At 72.0% G+C, this 17,575-nt stretch carries 14 protein-coding genes; 4 read left to right on the top strand and 10 right to left on the bottom strand.

Going from position 1 to position 17,575, the window contains the following annotated elements:
- Window positions 1-508, bottom strand: a 508-nt coding sequence (locus ABT063_RS30320; protein WP_351062643.1) for an adenosylhomocysteinase, incomplete at its 3' end; no start/stop codon positions are given.
- Between the two features lie 468 nt (window positions 509-976).
- On the opposite strand from ABT063_RS30320, the gene ABT063_RS30315 reads away from it, so the two are divergent.
- Genes ABT063_RS30315 through ABT063_RS30305 form a run of 3 tightly spaced genes read left to right on the top strand, consistent with a single transcriptional unit; the run spans window position 977 to window position 3,659 of the window.
- The gene (locus ABT063_RS30315; RefSeq protein WP_351062641.1) at window positions 977-3,049 is read left to right on the top strand and encodes a fructose-specific PTS transporter subunit EIIC; all 2,073 of its coding nucleotides are present in this window, start codon (window positions 977-979) and stop codon (window positions 3,047-3,049) included.
- Between the two features lie 47 nt (window positions 3,050-3,096).
- Window positions 3,097-3,480, top strand: a complete 384-nt coding sequence (gene lepB / locus ABT063_RS30310; RefSeq protein WP_351062639.1) for a signal peptidase I — start codon at window positions 3,097-3,099, stop codon at window positions 3,478-3,480.
- Window positions 3,432-3,659: a S26 family signal peptidase gene (locus ABT063_RS30305; protein ID WP_351062638.1), complete on the top strand. Its 228-nt coding sequence runs from the start codon at window positions 3,432-3,434 to the stop codon at window positions 3,657-3,659. The genes lepB and ABT063_RS30305 overlap by 49 nt, the downstream gene beginning before the upstream one ends.
- Window positions 3,660-3,729: 70 nt before the next feature.
- On the opposite strand, the gene ABT063_RS30300 is transcribed toward ABT063_RS30305, so the two are convergent.
- The 7 genes from ABT063_RS30300 to ABT063_RS30270 all read right to left on the bottom strand — a co-directional run bounded on the left by ABT063_RS30300 (window position 3,730) and on the right by ABT063_RS30270 (window position 11,382).
- Window positions 3,730-4,710 (bottom strand): cation diffusion facilitator family transporter, encoded by a 981-nt coding sequence (locus tag ABT063_RS30300; protein WP_351062636.1) that lies wholly within the window; start codon window positions 4,708-4,710, stop codon window positions 3,730-3,732.
- Between the two features lie 121 nt (window positions 4,711-4,831).
- Window positions 4,832-5,983, bottom strand: coding sequence for a mannose-6-phosphate isomerase, class I (gene manA, locus ABT063_RS30295; RefSeq protein ID WP_351062635.1), 1,152 nt, complete (start codon window positions 5,981-5,983; stop codon window positions 4,832-4,834).
- A 111-nt stretch (window positions 5,984-6,094) separates the two neighbouring features.
- Window positions 6,095-7,225: an SIS domain-containing protein gene (locus tag ABT063_RS30290; protein ID WP_351062634.1), complete on the bottom strand. Its 1,131-nt coding sequence runs from the start codon at window positions 7,223-7,225 to the stop codon at window positions 6,095-6,097.
- Between the two features lie 55 nt (window positions 7,226-7,280).
- The gene (locus tag ABT063_RS30285; protein WP_007382472.1) at window positions 7,281-7,451 is read right to left on the bottom strand and encodes a Trm112 family protein; all 171 of its coding nucleotides are present in this window, start codon (window positions 7,449-7,451) and stop codon (window positions 7,281-7,283) included.
- Window positions 7,452-7,705: 254 nt separating this feature from the next.
- Window positions 7,706-9,070, bottom strand: a complete 1,365-nt coding sequence (locus ABT063_RS30280; RefSeq protein ID WP_351062632.1) for a phosphomannomutase/phosphoglucomutase — start codon at window positions 9,068-9,070, stop codon at window positions 7,706-7,708.
- Window positions 9,071-9,171: 101 nt separating this feature from the next.
- Complete coding sequence (locus tag ABT063_RS30275) at window positions 9,172-10,788, bottom strand: L-lactate permease (protein ID WP_351062631.1); 1,617 nt, start codon at window positions 10,786-10,788, stop codon at window positions 9,172-9,174.
- A 216-nt stretch (window positions 10,789-11,004) separates the two neighbouring features.
- On the bottom strand, window positions 11,005-11,382 hold the full coding sequence (locus tag ABT063_RS30270; protein WP_031481227.1) for a DUF3499 domain-containing protein: 378 nt from the start codon (window positions 11,380-11,382) through the stop codon (window positions 11,005-11,007).
- Window positions 11,383-11,726: 344 nt separating this feature from the next.
- On the opposite strand from ABT063_RS30270, the gene ABT063_RS30265 reads away from it, so the two are divergent.
- Window positions 11,727-12,176: a metallopeptidase family protein gene (locus tag ABT063_RS30265; protein ID WP_351062629.1), complete on the top strand. Its 450-nt coding sequence runs from the start codon at window positions 11,727-11,729 to the stop codon at window positions 12,174-12,176.
- An 87-nt stretch (window positions 12,177-12,263) separates the two neighbouring features.
- On the opposite strand, the gene ABT063_RS30260 is transcribed toward ABT063_RS30265, so the two are convergent.
- Together ABT063_RS30260 and ABT063_RS30255 are read right to left on the bottom strand one after the other, a co-directional pair.
- Window positions 12,264-13,769, bottom strand: coding sequence for a DUF5719 family protein (locus ABT063_RS30260; protein ID WP_351062627.1), 1,506 nt, complete (start codon window positions 13,767-13,769; stop codon window positions 12,264-12,266).
- Window positions 13,766-17,446, bottom strand: a complete 3,681-nt coding sequence (locus ABT063_RS30255; RefSeq protein ID WP_351062625.1) for a glycosyltransferase family 2 protein — start codon at window positions 17,444-17,446, stop codon at window positions 13,766-13,768. The genes ABT063_RS30260 and ABT063_RS30255 overlap by 4 nt, the downstream gene beginning before the upstream one ends.
- Window positions 17,447-17,575: the final 129 nt, after the last annotated feature.

Below are 17,575 nucleotides of genomic sequence, written 5' to 3'. Positions count from 1 at the left end.
CGACGTCCGGAACCTTGCCGTCCTTCTCGTACTCGACGCCCTTGTGGACGAGGAGGGTGGCGTCACCGCCGTCGTCCAGGATCATGTTCGGGCCGCCGGTGGGGGTGTTCGGCCAGGTCAGCGCCTGCTCCGTGCACCACCAGTACTCCTCCAGGGTCTCGCCCTTCCAGGCGAAGACCGGGATGCCCTGCGGGTTGTCGGGCGTGCCGTTCGGGCCGACGGCGATGGCGGCGGCCGCGTGGTCCTGGGTGGAGAAGATGTTGCAGGAGGCCCAGCGGACCTCGGCGCCCAGGGCGGCCAGGGTCTCGATGAGGACGGCGGTCTGCACCGTCATGTGCAGGGAGCCGGTGACACGGGCGCCGGCGAGGGGCTGGGCCTCGGCGTATTCCTTGCGGATCGCCATCAGACCCGGCATCTCGTGCTCGGCGAGGGTGATCTCCTTACGGCCGAATTCGGCCAGGGAGAGGTCGGCGACCTTGAAGTCCTGTCGGTTGTCGACAGTCGTCATTGCGAGCTGCTCCTCGGGGTTGGGTCGAGGTGGGTACGGCTGGTCTGCGCGGCGGCGGACACAGGGGTGCCCGAGGAGGACACAGGCATGCCCGCGTGTGCGCAGCGCAGTCCGTCGGAGGCCCTCTCTCCCTCGGCCGGTCCGCACTGGGACCGCCCGACCGCCATCAGCAGCGACGTCTGGCTCCGTTCCAAGCTACACGGTGCGCCCTGCCGTCCCCAGTCCGCCTCCGAACACATCACGCCGATCGCGAAGTGTCATCGGTATCGGCGCAGGGCAGGCGCGACAGCGATAACAGGACACCTATGAACGGGAGGACGGGAGTGAGCAGACGAGGGCGAAGCAGGACTTTCACGCCTTGAGTCGGGGTGTGGGTGTTGCAGGATGCGTGGGGATCGGCAAGCTCTCAGCGATCCCGCGGGGCGTCCGGGACGGCGTTCCGCGTGACGAAGGTGTTAGGAGATCGACGTGACCAGTCCGGCCGGCCCTCCCCCCACGGGCGGCGGCGATGGCGAGCGCAGGCGGTTGAAGCTGCTCGCGGTGACCGCATGCCCGACCGGCATCGCACACACGTACATGGCGGCTGAGAAGCTCGCGCAGGCCGCAGAGAGCCGCGGCATCGAGATGAAGGTGGAGACGCAAGGGTCCATCGGGGCCGAGAACGTACTGACTGACAACGATGTCAACACCGCGGACGGCGTCATCGTCGCCGCGGACAAGGACGTGGACCTCAGCCGTTTCGCGGGGAAGAGGGTCCTCACGGTCGGCGTGGCGGAGGGCATTCGCCATCCCGAGCGGCTGATCGAGCGGGTGCGGTCGGCGCCCGTGCACAGGGAAGGTGAGGCACCCGCGCCCGGGGCGGCCGACGCTGGCAAGGAGCGGAGCGTCGGCTACAAGGCGCTGATGAACGGGGTCAGTTACATGATCCCGTTCGTGGTGGTCGGCGGGTTGCTGATCGCGATCTCGCTCTCGCTCGGCGGACACACCGACCCGTCCGGCGGTCTGGTCATCCCGGAGGACTCCTTCTGGATGGACGTGAACAACATCGGCGTCATCGGCTTCACGCTGATGGTGCCGATCCTGTCCGGATACATCGCCTACGCGATCGGGGACCGGCCCGCGTTGGTGCCGGGCATGGTCGGTGGCTGGATCGCGAACACCGGGTCGCTGTACGACTCGAAGGCCGGTGCCGGGTTCATCGGGGCGATCGTGACCGGGTTCCTCGCGGGGTATCTGGTGCTGTGGATCAAAAAGGTCAGGGTCCCGAAGTTCGTGCAGCCGATCATGCCGATCATCGTGATCCCGATCGTCGCGACCACGTCGCTCGGGCTGTTCTTCGTCTACGTCATCGGCAAGCCGATCTCTTGGGTCTTCGAGCACCTGACCGACTGGCTCAGCGGCATGACGGGCACGAGCGCGATCCTGCTGGGCGCGATTCTCGGGCTCATGATCGCGTTCGACATGGGCGGGCCGGTCAACAAGACGGCGTTCCTGTTCGGCACCGGGCTCATCGCGACCGGCAACCAGACGGTCATGGGCATGTGCGCGGCCGCGATCCCGGTCATGCCGCTGGGTCAGGGCCTGGCCACGCTGATACGCAAGCGGCTGTACACCGAGCAGGAGCGGGAGACGGGGCTCGCCGCGCTGTTCATGGGCTGCTTCGGCATCTCCGAGGGCGCGATCCCGTTCGCGGCGGCGCGGCCCGCGCAGGTCATCCCGGCCAACATGCTCGGCGGTGCGGTGGCCGGTGCGATCGCCGGGGTCGCCGGCGTCGAGGACGCGGTGCCGCACGGCGGGCCGATCGTGGCGGTGCTGGGCGCGGTGAGTGGCGTACCGATGTTCTTCGTGGCCGTGGTGATCGGCACGGTGGTCACGGGGTTGACGACGGTCTCGTTGGTCGATGTCAGCGAACGGAGGCGGAAGGGTGCGTCGGTCGGCGGCGGAGGTGCGGCCGGGCCCGAGCCCGCGCTGATCGGGGCGGGCGCTGGTGTGCCGGACGCCGACACCGCCGTATCGCGGCAGGCCGTGGCCGAATCCCGGGCGGTCGCCGCTTCGGCCGGTACCGGCTCCGATGCCGCCGAGGACGAGGTGCTCTCCGGCCACCTCACCGAGCGGACCGTGAAGGTTCGGCTCGACGCTCGTGAGAAGGAGGCCGCCATCCGGGAGCTGGCGGATCTGCTCGCGCGGAGCGGCAAGGTGGCCGATGTGGACGAGTTGGTGCGGACGGCGCTGCGGCGCGAGGAGCAGGGGACGACCGGTCTCGGCGAGGAGATCGCGATCCCGCACGCCAAGACGGACGCGGTGACCGCGCCCGTGGTCGGCTTCGCGCGGTCCGTCGAGGGTGTCGAGTGGGGCTCCATGGACGGTACGAAGGCCAGGCTCGTGTTCATGATCGCCGTACCGGAGGCGGCCGCGGGCGACGAGCATCTGCGGATTCTGGCGCTGCTGTCGCGGAAGCTGATGGACGCCGGGTTCCGGGAGCGTCTCTCCACCGCGCCGGACGAGAGGGCCGTCCTCGGCGTTCTGGGCGAGATCCGGTAGTCGACGGGGCCGCTACTCTCTGCGGTCGCGACCTGGGGGTGGTGCTCGTGATCGCGTCGCTCGGGTGGCTACGGGCGGGCTGTCTGCCGGCCACGGTGCCGAGCGACAGCATGTCGCCGACGTACGCCGTCGGCGATCGGATCGTCGCCGAGCGCGTCGGCGGGGACGAGGTGAGACGGGGCGATGTGGTGCTGTACTCGGCGCCGGAGCGCTATCAGTTCGCCGAGTCCGTCATGCAGCGCGTCGTCGGCGTGGGCGGTGACCGTGTCGTGTGCTGCGCGAGTGCGGGGTCGACGCGGGAGCGGATCGCCGTCAACGGGAAGCCGCGGCACGAGCCTTACGCCAGGACGGCATCGCGGGCGGGCTGCACCGGCCGTATGACGTGCAAGTGCCCGAGGGCAGGTTGTTCCTGCTCGGCGACCATCGGCTGAACTCGATGGACTCCCGGCTCTTCACTGGCGACCGGGGTGGGACGGTGCCGGTGCTGCTCGCCGTGGGCACGCTGCCGGGGCTCGTGCTCGCGCTCGCCGGGGTCGTCCTCGGGATCGCGGCACGGACCGTACGGCGGCGGCCGGTGGCGCAGTCGTCGCTGTGGCCCGAGCACCTGTGACGTGACGGAGGACGGAACGGACGACGGGGTCCGCCGAGCGACTCGGCGGACCCCGTTGCCGTAACGGAACTCAGTGCCCGGCGTCGTGCGCGGTCGGCCCCCCGGGCGTCGCCTCGCGGTCGGCGCCCTTGGCGGCCTCGGCCTCGCTGTAGATGTCGGGCTCGAGGTAGATCACGCGGGCGATCGGGGCGGCCTCGCGGATGCGGGCCTCGGCGGCGTTGATGGCGGAGGCGATCTCGGTGGCCGTGTCGTCGTGCTGGACGGCGATCTTGGCGGCGACCAGCAGTTCCTCGGGGCCGAGGTGGAGCGTGCGCATGTGGATGATGCCGGTGACCGCGTCGCCGTCGACGATGGCGGCCTCGATCTTCTGGACCTCCTCGACACCCGCGGCCTCACCGAGGAGCAGGGACTTGGTCTCGGCGGCCAGGACCAGCGCGATCAGGATCAGCAGGACGCCGATGCAGAGGGTGCCGATGCCGTCCCAGACGCCGTCGCCGGTCGCCAGGGCCAGGCACACGCCGCCGAGGGCCAGGATCAGGCCGACGAGCGCGCCGAGGTCCTCAAGGAGGACGACGGGCAGTTCGGGGGCCTTGGCGTGACGGACGAACTCCTTCCACGACTTGTTGCCGCGCAGGGTGTTGGACTCCTTGATCGCCGTGCGGAAGGAGAAGGTCTCGGCGATGATCGCGAAGACCAGGACGCCGACCGGCCAGTACCAGTGCTCGATCTCGTGCGGGTGCTTGATCTTCTCGTAGCCCTCGTAGATGGCGAACATGCCGCCGACCGAGAAGAGGACGATCGAGACGAGAAAGGCGTAGACGTAGCGCTCGCGGCCGTACCCGAAGGGGTGCTGCGGGGTGGCCTCGCGCTGGGCCTTCTTGCCGCCGACGAGCAGCAGGGCCTGGTTGCCGGAGTCCGCGACCGAGTGCACGGACTCGGCGAGCATCGAAGACGATCCGCTGAAGAGGAACGCCACGAACTTCGCTACCGCGATCGCGAGGTTGGCGACGAGTGCCGCCACGATCGCCTTGGTACCGCCTGACGCGCTCATGTGTTCGCGTGGTCCCTTCGCCTTCGTACGTACGCGGTCGCCCAAGAAGCCGGGCCTTTGCCCGTCCTTTGCCGGTGGGCCATTGTTGCAGCCCGGTCCGACAACGGCGCGCCGGGTCGTCTCAGGCGACCACGGTGGCCCGGAAGACCGTACCGGTACCCGACACTTCGGCCTTCTCGCCCGCCGGGACGAACACGGAGCCGCCCGGGGCCAGCTCGTGCTCCCCCGCCCGTACGGAACCGGCCGTGCACAGCAGGATCTGCGGGGTGGGGCGGGTGAGGTCGTGGGCGGTGGTGCCCTCCGGGAGGACGTAGCGGGAGAGCCGGAACTCGTCGATCGGGGTCTCGTAGACCTCCTCGCCGTCGGGGGACGCCTCGGGACGCAGGACGCCGGGGTCGCTCGGCTCGAAGCGGACGATGCGCAGGAGTTCGGGGACGTCCACGTGCTTGGGGGTCAGGCCGCAGCGCAGGACGTTGTCGGAGTTGGCCATGATCTCGACGCCGAGGCCGTTCAGGTACGCGTGCGGGATGCCCGCGCCGAGGAACAGGGCCTCGCCGGGCTGGAGCCGGACGTGGTTGAGCAGCATCGCGGCGATGACGCCCGGGTCGCCGGGGTAGTGGTGGGCGATGTCCGCGTAGGGGGCGTGGTCACCGCCCAGGCGGGCACAGGCGGCCGCGGCCTCGGCGACCGTGTGGGCCATCTCCGCGCGGTCGGCGGTCAGGACGGCGGTCAGTACCTCGCGCAGGGCCGCCTCCTCCGGGCGGGCGTGCAGCAGGTCGACGTACGGCTTGAGGGAGTCGACGCCGAGAGCGTCGAGCAGGTCGGCGGCCCGGCCCGGGTCGCGGAAGCCGCACAGGCCGTCGAACTCGGTGAGCGCGCAGATCAGTTCGGGCTTGTGGTTGGCGTCCTTGTAGTTGCGGTGTCCGGCGTCCACGGGGATGCCGCGGCGCTCCTCGTCCGCGTAACCCTCCTTCGCCTGCTGCAGGTTGGGGTGCACCTGGAGGGAGAGCGGGGCACCGGCGGCGAGGATCTTGAGGAGGAAGGGCAGACGGGGGCCGAACTTTGCGACCGACGCCGGGCCGAGCTCCTTGGCGGGGTCCGCGTCGATCACCTCGACGAGCGTGCCCCGGTCGGTGCGCGAGGGTGCGCCCGGGTGGGCCCCCATCCACATCTCCGCCTGCGGTTCACCGGTCGGCTCGACGCCGAGCAGCTGCGGGATGGCGGTGGTCGAACCCCAGGCGTAGGGGCGGATGGTGTTGTCGAGGCGGTCCATGGGGTTCTTTCTGCCGGTTCTCTGTGCGTACGGCTGCTGCTCTTGGCGTACGGCTGTTCTGTGCCTACGGCTTCGCTGTGCGTACGGCGGTCAAAGGCGTCCTGGGCAAGATCAGGCGCCCGAGGCGAGCGCCAGGTAAACGGCGGCGAAATCCGTGATGGCGATCAGCTCCGCGAGGGTCTCCACTTCGCCGCCCGACTCCGGCTCCAGTTCGCTGATCGGCGTGTCGTGGCTGAGGGCCAGGTCACGGGCGGCGGGGGCGGCGGTGAGGCTGCCGATCGGGCGGTCGCGGAGCAGCACCACGCGTGCGTGCAGGGCGGGCGGCTCCTCGACGCGGTCGCGGAAGAAGTCCTCGGGGTCGGCACCGGCGGCGAGCGGGCCCGCGAGCAGGGCGCTGTGCGCGGCGAGCGCCTCGGGCAGTTCGGCGACGACGGCGGGGCGGCCGGACAGCTCGGCGAGCGCTGCGGCGAAACGGCGGCCCGCCGGGCCCGCGGAGGTGCCCTCGGTCCAGATCACCGGGAGTGCGTCGGCGAGCTCGGCGGCCAGGGTCTTGGCCGGGTTGCTGTAGGTCGCGATGGCGGGGCCGCAGCGTTCGGCGATGCCGTCGAGGCGGTCGGCGACCTTCTCGATGGCGTCGGGCGGGGCGGCGAGCACGCCGATGCGGTCCAGCAGCGCGAGGAACGGGGTGAGCAGCGCCCACAGCACGCCGGGGGCGGATGCGGCGAGCAGTTGCTCGTCCTGCTCGTACGGGGCGGTCGCCATGGGGACGAAGAGGCCGTGGGCACCGTGCACGGCCTCGTCGAGCGGGGTGCGGGCGGGGGCCACGGCGACGACCGCGCAGCCGCGGCGGTAGGCCGCGTCGGCGAGCAGGGACAGGCCCGGTTCGGTGCCGTCGGGGGTGGCGATCAGGAGCAGGTCCACGGAGCCGACCCAGCCGGGCAGCTCCCAGCGCAGGGCGCCCGCGGCGGGGGCGACTCCGGTGGGGGCGAGGCGGATGACGGGGCTGCCGGCGCCGGCGAGCGTGCCGAGGAGGTCGGCGGTGTGCGTGGCGGCGGCGCCGGGGCCCGCGATGAGGACGGCGCGGGGGCGGCCGTCCGGCTTGAGGTCGTGCACGCCCGCATCGGCGGCGTGCCGGGCGGCCGTGCGGACGCGGGCGCCCGCTTCGGCGGCGCCGCGGAGCAGGCCGCGGTGGTCGGCCTCCGAGAGTGCGTCGGGGTTGTCGAGCAGCGATTCGTCGAGCATGGGCGGCAGCCTCCGGTGGCCGGGTGTCCTGGTGCTCGGGCGGCGGGCCCAGTGGTTACGCGGGGCGGCGGGCCTCGTCGACGAGGAGGACGGGGATGCCGTCGCGGACGGGGTACGCCAGGCCGCAGTCCTGGCCGGTGCAGATCAGCTCGGTGTCCTGCTCCTTGAGGGGGGCGTGGCAGGCCGGGCAGGCGAGGATCTCCAGGAGGCCGGCTTCGAGCGGCATGGGGGTTCCCTTCGGGGGCGGGCGGTACGTGTGCGGATGTGCTGGTCAGGGTACCGCCGGGTGGGAGCGGGTGCCGGTGTTGATGCGTGACCGGCGTGGGTGCGGGGCGGGGGTGGGTCGCGCGGCCGGCGCCGGCGGAGTGCCGTTGCGCCCAACCGTGCCGCCTGGGGGTGGCCCCCAGGCCCTTGAGGCACGGGGGGAGGCACGACTGCCCGCAGCTACGCGGGATGGCTGCAACGGCACCCGGCGTTGCCTCAGCCCCTGATGATCCCCAGTACCTCGTCCCGTACCTTCGCCACCGTCGTCTCGTCCCTCGCCTCCGCGTTCAGGCGCAGGAGCGGTTCCGTGTTGGACGGGCGGACGTTGAACCACCAGTCGGTGGAAGTGACCGTCAGGCCGTCGAGTTCGTCCAGCGTGATGCCCTCCTGGCCCTCGTACGCGGCCTTGACGGCCGCCATGCGGGCCGTCTGGTCGTCGACCGTGGAGTTGATCTCGCCGGAGGCGGCATAGCGGTCGTACTGCGCCACCAGGGCCGACAGCGTGCCTTCCTGGCCGCCCAGGGCCGCCAGGACGTGCAACGCCGCCAGCATGCCCGTGTCGGCGTTCCAGAAGTCGCGGAAGTAGTAGTGGGCGGAGTGCTCGCCGCCGAAGATGGCGCCGGTCCGCGCCATCTCGGCCTTGATGAAGGAGTGGCCCACGCGCGTGCGTACCGGCGTGCCGCCGTTCTCCTTGACCACCTCCGGCACCGACCAGGACGTGATCAGGTTGTGGATGATCGTGCCCTTGCCGCCGTGCTTGGCGAGCTCGCGGGAGGCCACCAGGGCGGTGATGGCGGACGGGGGGACCGGATCGCCGTGCTCGTCGACGACGAAGCAGCGGTCGGCGTCGCCGTCGAAGGCGATGCCGAGGTCGGCGCCCTCCTCGCGGACGCGCTTCTGGAGGTCGACGATGTTCGCCGGGTCGAGCGGATTGGCCTCGTGGTTGGGGAACGTGCCGTCCAGTTCGAAGTACATCGGGACCAGGGTCAGCGGCAGGCCGTCGAAGACCGTCGGGACGGTGTGACCGCCCATGCCGTTACCCGCGTCGACGACGACCTTCAGGGGGCGGATGGAGGTCAGGTCGACGAGGGAGCGGAGGTGGGCCGCGTAGTCCTCCAACGTGTCGCGCTGCGTGATCGTCCCCGTCGACGCGCCCGGGTCCGGGGCGCCCGACTCGCTCCACTGCTCGACCAGTTCGCGGATCTGCGCCAGGCCCGTGTCCTGGCCGACCGGGGTCGCGCCCGCGCGGCACATCTTGATGCCGTTGTACTGGGCCGGATTGTGCGAGGCCGTGAACATCGCGCCGGGCAGGTTCAGCGCGCCCGAGGCGTAGTACAGCTGGTCGGTCGAGCACAGGCCGATCTCGGTGACGTCCACGCCGCGTGCGGCCGCTCCGCGCGCGAAGGCGCGGGACAGACCCGGGGAGGACGGCCGCATGTCGTGGCCGATCACGATCGCCTCCGCGCCGGTCACCTGGACGAAGGCGGCCCCGAAGAGCTCGGCCAGCGACTCGTCCCACTGGTCCGGGACGACACCGCGCACGTCGTAAGCCTTTACGAGCTGTGACAGATCAGCAGCCACGGCCAACCCTCCTGAAAGTCCTGTCGGTCACCCCAAACTACCCGTACCCGCTGACAACGCGCTGTGCGCGGACCATGTGGACGCCCAGCCGTTACCTCAGGTCAGGGCAGCATCCAGTCCAGTACGGGCGAACTCTGCCCGACCACGATCAGGCACATCACCAGCAGCAGACCGATGCTCCAGGGCAGCACCTTGCGCAGCAGGTCCCCCTCGCGGCCCGCCAGCCCCACCGCCGCGCAGGCGATGGTGAGGTTCTGCGGCGAGATCATCTTGCCGAGGACACCGCCCGAACTGTTGGCGGCGGCGAGGAGTTCGGGCGACAGGCCCGACTCCCGGGCGGCGGTCACCTGCAGCGCCCCGAACAGCGCGTTGGCCGAGGTGTCCGAACCGGAGACGGCCACACCGAACCAGCCGAGGACCGGTGACAGGAAGGCGAGCCCCGCGCCCGCCGCCGCCACGAAGTGGCCGATCGTGGCTGCCTGTCCGGAGAGGTTCATGACGTAGGCGAGGGCCAGTACGGAGGTCACGGTCAGGATCGCGAACCTCAACTCGTACACCGTGGCGGCCCATTCCTTGACCGCCACGCGCGCGTGCACCCCGAGGACGACCGCCGTGCAGACCCCCGCCAGCAGCACGAGCGTGCCGCCGGTGGACACGATCGGCCAGCTGAAGACGTTCCCGCCGACCGGCTCCCCGCCGGCGTCGACGACGTTCAGGACAGGCCAGTCGTACGTCTGGGTCGCTCCCGCCAGCCAGTCCTTGACCGCCGGGATCTGGGCGATGGAGAAGATCACCACGATCAGCGCGTACGGGGCGTAGGCGCGCACGACTTCACCGCGCGGGTCTGCCTCGTCCAGCTCTTCGCTGCGGGTGCCGGTCAGCACGGCCGCGCGTACGGGCTCGGCGGCGGGCCTGCGCGCCTGCGGTACGGCGACCAGGGCACCCGCGCCGGCCAAGGCGGCACCGATGTCGGCGAGTTGTGCGGAGACGTAGTTGGAGGCGGCGAACTGGGCGACGGCGAAGGCGACTCCGCACGCCAGGGCGGGCACCCAGGTCTCGCGCAGGCCCCTGCGGCCGTCGACCAGGCCGACCAGCACCAGCGGCACCACAAGGGCGAGCAGCGGAGTCTGACGGCCCACCACGGAGGCCACGGTGTCCAGGGGGAGTTCGGTGACCTGGGCGAGGGTCACGACCGGTGTGCCCATCGCCCCGAAGGCGACCGGCGCGGTGTTGGCGACCAGCGCGACGACCGCCGCGCGCACCGGCTCGAACCCGAGGGCGACGAGCATGACCGAGCAGATCGCGACAGGCGCGCCGAAGCCGGCGAGGGCCTCCAGGAGGGCGCCGAAGCAGAAGGCGACCACGAGGGCCTGGATGCGGGGGTCGTCGGAGAGCCGCCCGAAGGAACGGCGCAGGATGTCGAAGTGCCGGGTGCGGACGGTCATCCGGTACACCCACAGGGCGTTGACGACGATCCACAGGATGGGGAAGAGGCCGAAGACGGCTCCCTGGGCGGCACTGGAGAGCGTCTGGTCCAGCGGCATGCCGTACGCGAGCCAGGCGACCAGAACGGCCGCCAGGAGGCCCGTGAGGCCCGCCAGGTGCGCCTTGACGCGGACGCCGCCGAGCAGGACGAGGACGATCACGAGGGGTAAGGCCGCCACGAGCGCGGACAGGCCGAGTGAGCCGGCGAGGGGTTCCAGTTCCTGGACGTACACGGGTGCCTCCCCGGTCTCCGCCGTGTTTCCGACCGTTCGCGTTTCCGACCGTTTTTCCGCCATGCGAAAGCGATTTCTCGCTACCTCAAACGGAATGGTCGTGTCCGCGCCAACCACGCGTCAATGAGCGTGCACGACTCGGCGCAACGCGCGTTCAAAAGAGGCGCATTCGAAGAGATTTCGAAGAGATCCGAAGAGATTCGGAGTGAGCGGGGATCAGTTGTCCGGCGAGCGCAGAACCCGCAGGTGGCCGCGGCGTGCGACCTCCATCGGGTCCGCCCCCCGGGCCCCGCCACCGCCGGCCTGGGCCGCCCGCTCCTGGGGGCGGGCCGCCTCCCGCACGGCGTTGGCAAGCGCTTCCAGATCGTCGCCGCTGGGCCGGGCCGGAGCCGAGCCGTCGAGGAGGCGGACGACCTCCCAGCCGCGCGGGGCGGTGAGGCGCTCGGAGTGCTCGGCGCACAGGTCGTAGCAGTGGGGTTCGGCGTAGGTGGCGAGCGGGCCGAGGACCGCGGTCGAGTCGGCGTAGACGTACGTCAGCGTCGCGACGGCGGGACGGCCGCAAGCGGTGCGCGAACAGCGACGTACAGGGCTCACGACGTTGGACGGTACCGCACTCTTGAGCGGGCCGCGACGACTCTCCCCCAGGTCACTCCACCGTGTCGTGCTGTGAATCGCCCCACACACCCTTCCGGGCTAACGTCGCTGACCTGCGTGGACACCCGCTTTCGAGGGGTCGAACGGTTCTGAATCCGGTCACCACTCGACACAAACCCCGTCAATTGCCTTGAGATCGACGGTCTGGGAGAGATACGGAACCGAGCCCAACCTTGGCTGGAATGGTCAACTGCCGACATGCCCTGCGAGGTGGACCGGCGTCGTCCAGGACGCCGCGCGGGTGCCGGGCGTATGGCTCAGGCGAGGACTACGCTTCACCAGTGATGGACAACCCCGTACCGCCCCGTGCCGCCGGCCCCGGCCCCCGCCGTCGTGATCGCCACGGCAGGGGCATGCGCGGGCCGATCGCGCCGCCGCAGGTGCCGCTGGCGGCGAGCCGTGCCGAGGCGTTCGCGGACCTGGTGCAGGACTCCGTGGAGCGCCTGGAGCGGCGGTGGCCGCAGCTTGCCGACATCGATTTCCTGGTGCTCGAGGTGCCGCGGTTGGACGGGCCTGGGCAGGTGTGGAACGACGAGGCCGTGCCGCTGGGTGGGACGGTGCCCTCCCGGGAGGGGCGGCGGGCTCGGGTGATCGTTTATCGGCGGCCGGTGGAGATCCGCACCAAAGGGCGGGACGAGCGGGCGGCGCTGGTGCACGAGGTTGTCGTGGAGCAGGTTGCCGAGTTGTTGGGGCTGACTCCGGAGACTGTGGATCCTCGGTACGGGGAGGACTGAGGCGGGGTTTCGAGGTGGTCGGGAGCCGCCCCAGGCGCACAGCTGCCCGCAGCTGAGCCGGCCAGCGCCGGCCCCTCCCCAGCCCATCTACTTCTGCAACACCGACAAGTCCTCGTCCGCCTCCGGTACCGCCACCGTCCCCCGGTCGTCCGGGAGGGTCTGGATCGTGAAGCCCGGGACTCCGTCCTCCGTGGCCGCCAGGGTGCGGGACGCGTAGACCGAGCCCCCCGACACCGGCTCGACCGTCAGCGCGTACGTGCCCTTCAGGCCGCCGGGTACCGGTGCCTCCACGTTCTGGGTCGTGCCCGCCTTGATCGTGTACGTCTTCGACACCGCCGCACCGCCCTCGCTGCCCGCCGACGCGGTGACCTTGACCTCGGCGGCGCGGCCGGGGGCCGCCAGGGAGAGCGTGGTGCCCTTGGCGCTGTTGTCGGCGGACGTCGCGCGCTTGCCGACCGGGCTGGTGGCGGGGATGAACGCCGTCTCCTGGTCGTCCCCCTTGCCGCGTACGACACGCAAGGCGGCGACCACCGGAACGGACTGGTCGGTCGGCGTCAGGATCAGGGAGCCGGCCTCGCCGCGGGTGACGTCGCCGAGGTCGACGGCGGTGGTCATGCCCGCCTTGACGTGCAGCGTCTCGTTCCCGGCGGGGGTGATCGCCCCGGACGGCGAGAGGAGCCGCACCTTCAGGTCGGCGTCGGAGTCGCCGGGCGTGAAGGCGATCAGGCGCACGGCAGTCGCGTCCTTCGGGATGCCCGGCAGGACGAGGCTCGCCGCCGGGTCCGTGGACGCGGCCAGCCAGTCGCCGCCGAGCCGGTCGTCCAGGGCCTGCACGGCCGCGCCCACACGCCCACTGCGGACGTTGACGTGCACGGTGAGGTTCTCCTGCTTCTCGTCCGTGAGCGTGGACAGCAGTATCGGCTCACTGGAGTGCGGCTTGACGGTGATGCCCTCCCCCACGGCGGACTGCAGGGCGCCGTCTTTGCCGTAGAGCTCGATGTCGACGACGGCGGCGGAGTCGTCGGGGTTGGTCAGGTGCACGTAGTCGGTACGGTCGGCGGCGGTGCTGGCGCCCGGGAACCAGAAGTCCGTGTCCGGCGCGGTGCAGTTGACGCCCTGGAGGCCGCGACCCGTGCCCGCGGCGACCTCGGTGGTCTCCTGGACGGTCCAGCCGGGCGCGAACCTCCCCTCGGCGGTGCCGACGAGCGCGGGCGAGTCGGCACCGGAGGCGTCCCCGGTGACCGGCTTGCCTGGTTCCTTCGGCTCCAGGACCGGCTTGCCGGCCTTCTGCTTGCCGCCCTTGCCGCCCTTGTCGCCCGTGCCGTCCGCCGACTGCTGTGTGGCGGGCTGGAGTTCGGCCTTGCCGTCGCTCCCCGTGCCCTTGGTGACGGGTGTGAAGGACGTGTACGACGTCTCGGCGAGGTCGGAGATGCTGGGGGCCGGGCACAGCAGGTTGGTGCGTTCCACGGGCAGTTCGGCGGCCGCCTTGGCGGTGTCCTGGCCGGCGGTGTCCGGCGTTTCGAGCACGGCGAATCCGGTGACGGCGGCGAGCGCGGTGGCGCCGGCGATCAGGGAGAGGGTGGTGCGGTTCACTGCTGACTCCCGTCGGGGCGCTGCTCACTGCCGGTGTCCTGCGGGTGCGGCTGCTGCGCCGGGTCGTACGTCGGGTCGTATCCCTGGTCGTAACCCTGGTCGTAACCCTGCTGCGGGTACTGCTGGCCGTAGGCCGGGTCGTACGACGCCGGCGGGGACTGGCCGCCGTAGGCATACGGGTCGTACTGGCCGCCCTGGTACGGGTCCGCCTGGTACGACTGGTCGTACGCACCCGCCGGGTACTGCTGGGCGCCCTGGTACTGCTGGTCGCCGTAGCCGCCGCCGTACTCGGCGCCCGCGTAGCTCGGCGTGTCCCACTCGCCGTAGGACTGCTGCTGCGGTACCGCGGCGGGCGCCTCCTGTGGAGGAGGCGGGAAGTCCCCAGTCCGGCCCGTCTCTTCGGCCTCCGCCTGGGCGCGCAGGCGGCGGGCGCGGCGGCCCTCGCCGGCCACGGCCTGGGCGGGAATGGCCGGCTCCTCGGGCAGGTCGTCGTCGACGTGGCGGCGTCGGCCGGGCAGGGCCAGGACGACGAGGACGACGGCGAGGGCGCCCTGGGCCCACAGCCAGGCGGTGTGGGTGATCGGGTCGTCGAAGGTGACGTCCAGCTTGCCGCCGGAGGCGGGCAGTTCGAAGCCCTGGGCCCAGCCGTCGACCGTGGTGCGGGTGAGGGGCTTGCCGTCCAGGGTGGCGGTCCAGCCCTCGGCGGCGGTGTCGGCCAGGCGCAGGATCCGGCCGTCGGCACCGGCCGGGATCGTGGTGTGGATGTCGACGGGTCCGGCGGCGACGGGCTGCGGGTTGCCGGTCTTGGGGACGATGGTGGCGCGCGCGACCTCCTGGTCGACCTGCCACAGCCCGCTGCCGTCCTGCTGGCTGAGTCGGCTCAGGCCGGGCGTGGCGTCCAGGACGCGGGTGATCTCGCGGGGCGCGCCCTGGTGGACGAGGACGTAGCGCACGGCGAACTTGCCGAGCTGGTCGGCCTGGTCGGCGCCGGAGCCGGCGACGAGGTTGGCGACGACCTTGTCGAGGTTGCTGTTCTCGCCGTCGGCCGAGGCGACCTCGGCGTCACCGAGGCGGGCCCCGGAGCCGCGCACCAGCATGTAGCCGACGTGAGCGGCGGAGTCGCTGTCGAGGACGAGGGTGCGGGCCTGGTCGCGGGTGCCGCTCTCCTCGGCGACGAACGCGGGCACCTGCACGGGGTCGCGCCGCTGCAGCGGCGCGTCCGCGCCGCCGATCATCCAGCCGGCGGCGACGAGCAGCGGGCCCGCTGCCGAGGCGAAGGCGATCAGCACGGCGACCGGCTGACGCCAGCCGAAGCTCTGCTCGGCCACGCGCGAGCGTGCCCCGTCGGCGCCGAGGACGGCGGCGGCCAGGAGGGCGAGGCCGTAGACGAGGGTCGCGGGGCCGGCCCAGGTGGAGCCGTTGGACAGGACCGCGAAGACGAGGCCGACCAGGGCGGCGGCCCAGGCCGTCCAGATTCCGAACTGTCGCTCGGAGCGCAGCAGGGCGGCCAGCGCGGCCAGGACGATCCCGATGAGCATCAGCCCGCTGACCGTGCCGGGGCCGCCGGGGCTGGCGCCGAGCAGGTCGAGGGCGGAGGCCGCCGAGGAGCCGTACTCCAGACCGGCTTCCTGGAAGAAGCCGAACGGCAGCAGGGACAGCGACCAGGGCGCGAGGATCAGCAGGGGCGTGCCGAGCTGGGCCAGGACGCGGGGGCCGTAGGCGGTGATCTCGGCGCGGCGCACGGCCAGCAGGGCGATGCCGAGGACCAGCGCGATGGGCCACACGATCGGCGTGAACGCGGTGGTGATCGTCAGCAGCAGCGCATACGCCCAGGTGGCGCGCCAACTGCCGCGCGCGTCCGAGGCGTTCGCCAGGCCGCTGGCGGCAACGCCGGCGCGCGCGATGAGCGGCAGCAGGACGGCAAGGACGGCGGTGCCGAGGCGGCCGCCGGCGAGGGCGCCGGTGGCGGCGGGCAGGAAGGCGTAGACGACGGCCGCCCACGCGCGCAGCAGGCGCGACTCGACCAACGGGCGGGAGGCGAAGTACGCGGCGAGGCCGGCCAGCGGCACCGAGCAGACCAGCAGGACGGTGACCGCGAGGCCGGTGGAACCGAACAGCACGGAGGCGAGCATCGCCACGAGCGCGAGGTACGGCGGTGCGGACGAGGTACCGCCGGCGCCCACCGCGTGCCAGGAGTCGAGATAGCGCGACCACAGCTCGGAGGAGTCGGCCGGGGCGGGCAGCAGGGCGCCGCCCGCGAGAGCGCCGCCGCCGATGAGGGCGCGGCAGGCGAGCAGGGAGACGAGCAGCAGCACCAGGAAGAGCACCGGGCCGGGCTTGCGGGCGATGCGCTTGAGGCGGGCGAACTGCTCGATCTCCAGGAAGTCGGCGTCGTCGCCGCCGGGCCCGGACTCGATCCCGCCGCCGTGCCGTCCGGCTCCGGAGGTGATCTCGGGGTCGGAGTCGGCGAAGAGGTTGCCCGCGGCCTGCTCGACGGTGGCGCGGACAGTCGCGCCCGGCGGCGGGAACAGCGGCCGCATCTCGTCCTTGTCGACGGCCGGACGGCCGCGCCTGCGCCGCCCGGCGAGGATCCGCTCGGGCCGCAGCAGGGTGCCCAGCAGGCCGCGGATCTCGTCGAGGGCCTGTCCGGGGACCTTGCCGACGAGGTAGGCGAGGGTCCGCAGCAGGGTGCCGAGGATCAGGCGCAGCAGCACCCAGGGCAGCACGGCCGTGCGCGCGTTGACGAGCAGGGTGTAGACGGCGCCGGCCTTGTCGACCTTGTGCGGGGAGGCGGCGGTGCGGCCCGCGCAGTCGACGGTGCGGCGCTCGCGCGAGGCGGCCTCGGCGTGTCGTACGACGGCCTCGGGCGCGACCAGGACGCGGTGGCCGGCGGCGTGGGCGCGCCAGCACAGGTCGACGTCGTCGCGCATCAGGGGCAGACGGCGGTCGAAGCCGCCGAGCTGCTCGAAGACGTCGCGCCGGATCAGCATGCCGGCGGTGGACACGGACAGGACGGACCGGACGTGGTCGTGCTGACCCTGGTCCTGTTCGCGGCGGTCCAAGCCGGTCCAGCGGCGGCCGGAGTCGGCGATGGTGACGCCGACCTCCAGCAGCTGCCTGCGGTCGTACCAGCCGCGGAGCTTGGGGCCTACGACGGCCACGTCGTCCCGGCCCAGTTCGTACTCGTTCTCCACGACCCGCAGCAGCTGGGCGAGCGCGTCGGGTTCGGGGGCGCAGTCGTCGTGCAGCAGCCACAGCCACTGCACCGGCTCTCCGTGCGGGAGCTCGGGCATGTCGTAGGCGTCGTCGCGCCACGTGCGCGTGACGGGGTCCCAGCCGCTGGGCCGCTTCAGGTACGGCAGGTCGTCCGGGGTGAGGACGGGGGCCATGCGGCCCGCCTCCTCGACGGCCTGGCCGAAACTGGTGCGCCGGGCGAGGTGCAGCACCCGGTCGGCGCCGAGGGCGTCGGTGACCAGCTGCGCGGAGGCGTCCGCGCTGCCGGTGTCGGCCCCCATGGCGTACTGCACGGGGCGCTCCTGGCCGAGCAGCCCGGCGAGCGCGTCGGGCAGCCAGCGGGCGCCGTCATGGGAGACGAGGACCGCGGTCACCACATGACGCGGAAACTCAGGTGTGGCAGCTGGATCCTGCTGGGCTGCCGTGTGGCTGTGCACGGACATCGAGGTACGGGCCCCGGTTCGGTGGACTGCGGTGGACGCCTGTGCCCCGAGGGGGCAGCGGGGCGTCTCGGACGAGCAGCCACACTATCGGCTGGCCATGACGGCGGCCCGCCGCCTGTGGATAACCCA

This window comes from Streptomyces sp. NPDC002838, assembly GCF_040295365.1.
Lineage (GTDB): Bacteria > Actinomycetota > Actinomycetes > Streptomycetales > Streptomycetaceae > Streptomyces.
The sequence above is the reverse complement of the archived record's forward strand: the minus strand, read 5'-3'. Positions and strand labels throughout refer to the sequence as shown.

Excerpts from the sequence above, each read along its gene's own strand:
- ABT063_RS30300 (WP_351062636.1), bottom strand. The coding sequence starts at position 4,710 with ATGAGCGCGTCAGGCGGTACCAAGGCGATCGTGGCGGCACTCGTCGCC.
- manA (WP_351062635.1), bottom strand. The coding sequence starts at position 5,983 with ATGGACCGCCTCGACAACACCATCCGCCCCTACGCCTGGGGTTCGACC.
- ABT063_RS30290 (WP_351062634.1), bottom strand. The coding sequence starts at position 7,225 with ATGCTCGACGAATCGCTGCTCGACAACCCCGACGCACTCTCGGAGGCC.
- ABT063_RS30285 (WP_007382472.1), bottom strand. The coding sequence starts at position 7,451 with ATGCCGCTCGAAGCCGGCCTCCTGGAGATCCTCGCCTGCCCGGCCTGC.
- ABT063_RS30265 (WP_351062629.1), top strand. The coding sequence starts at position 11,727 with ATGGACAACCCCGTACCGCCCCGTGCCGCCGGCCCCGGCCCCCGCCGT.
- ABT063_RS30255 (WP_351062625.1), bottom strand. The coding sequence starts at position 17,446 with ATGTCCGTGCACAGCCACACGGCAGCCCAGCAGGATCCAGCTGCCACA.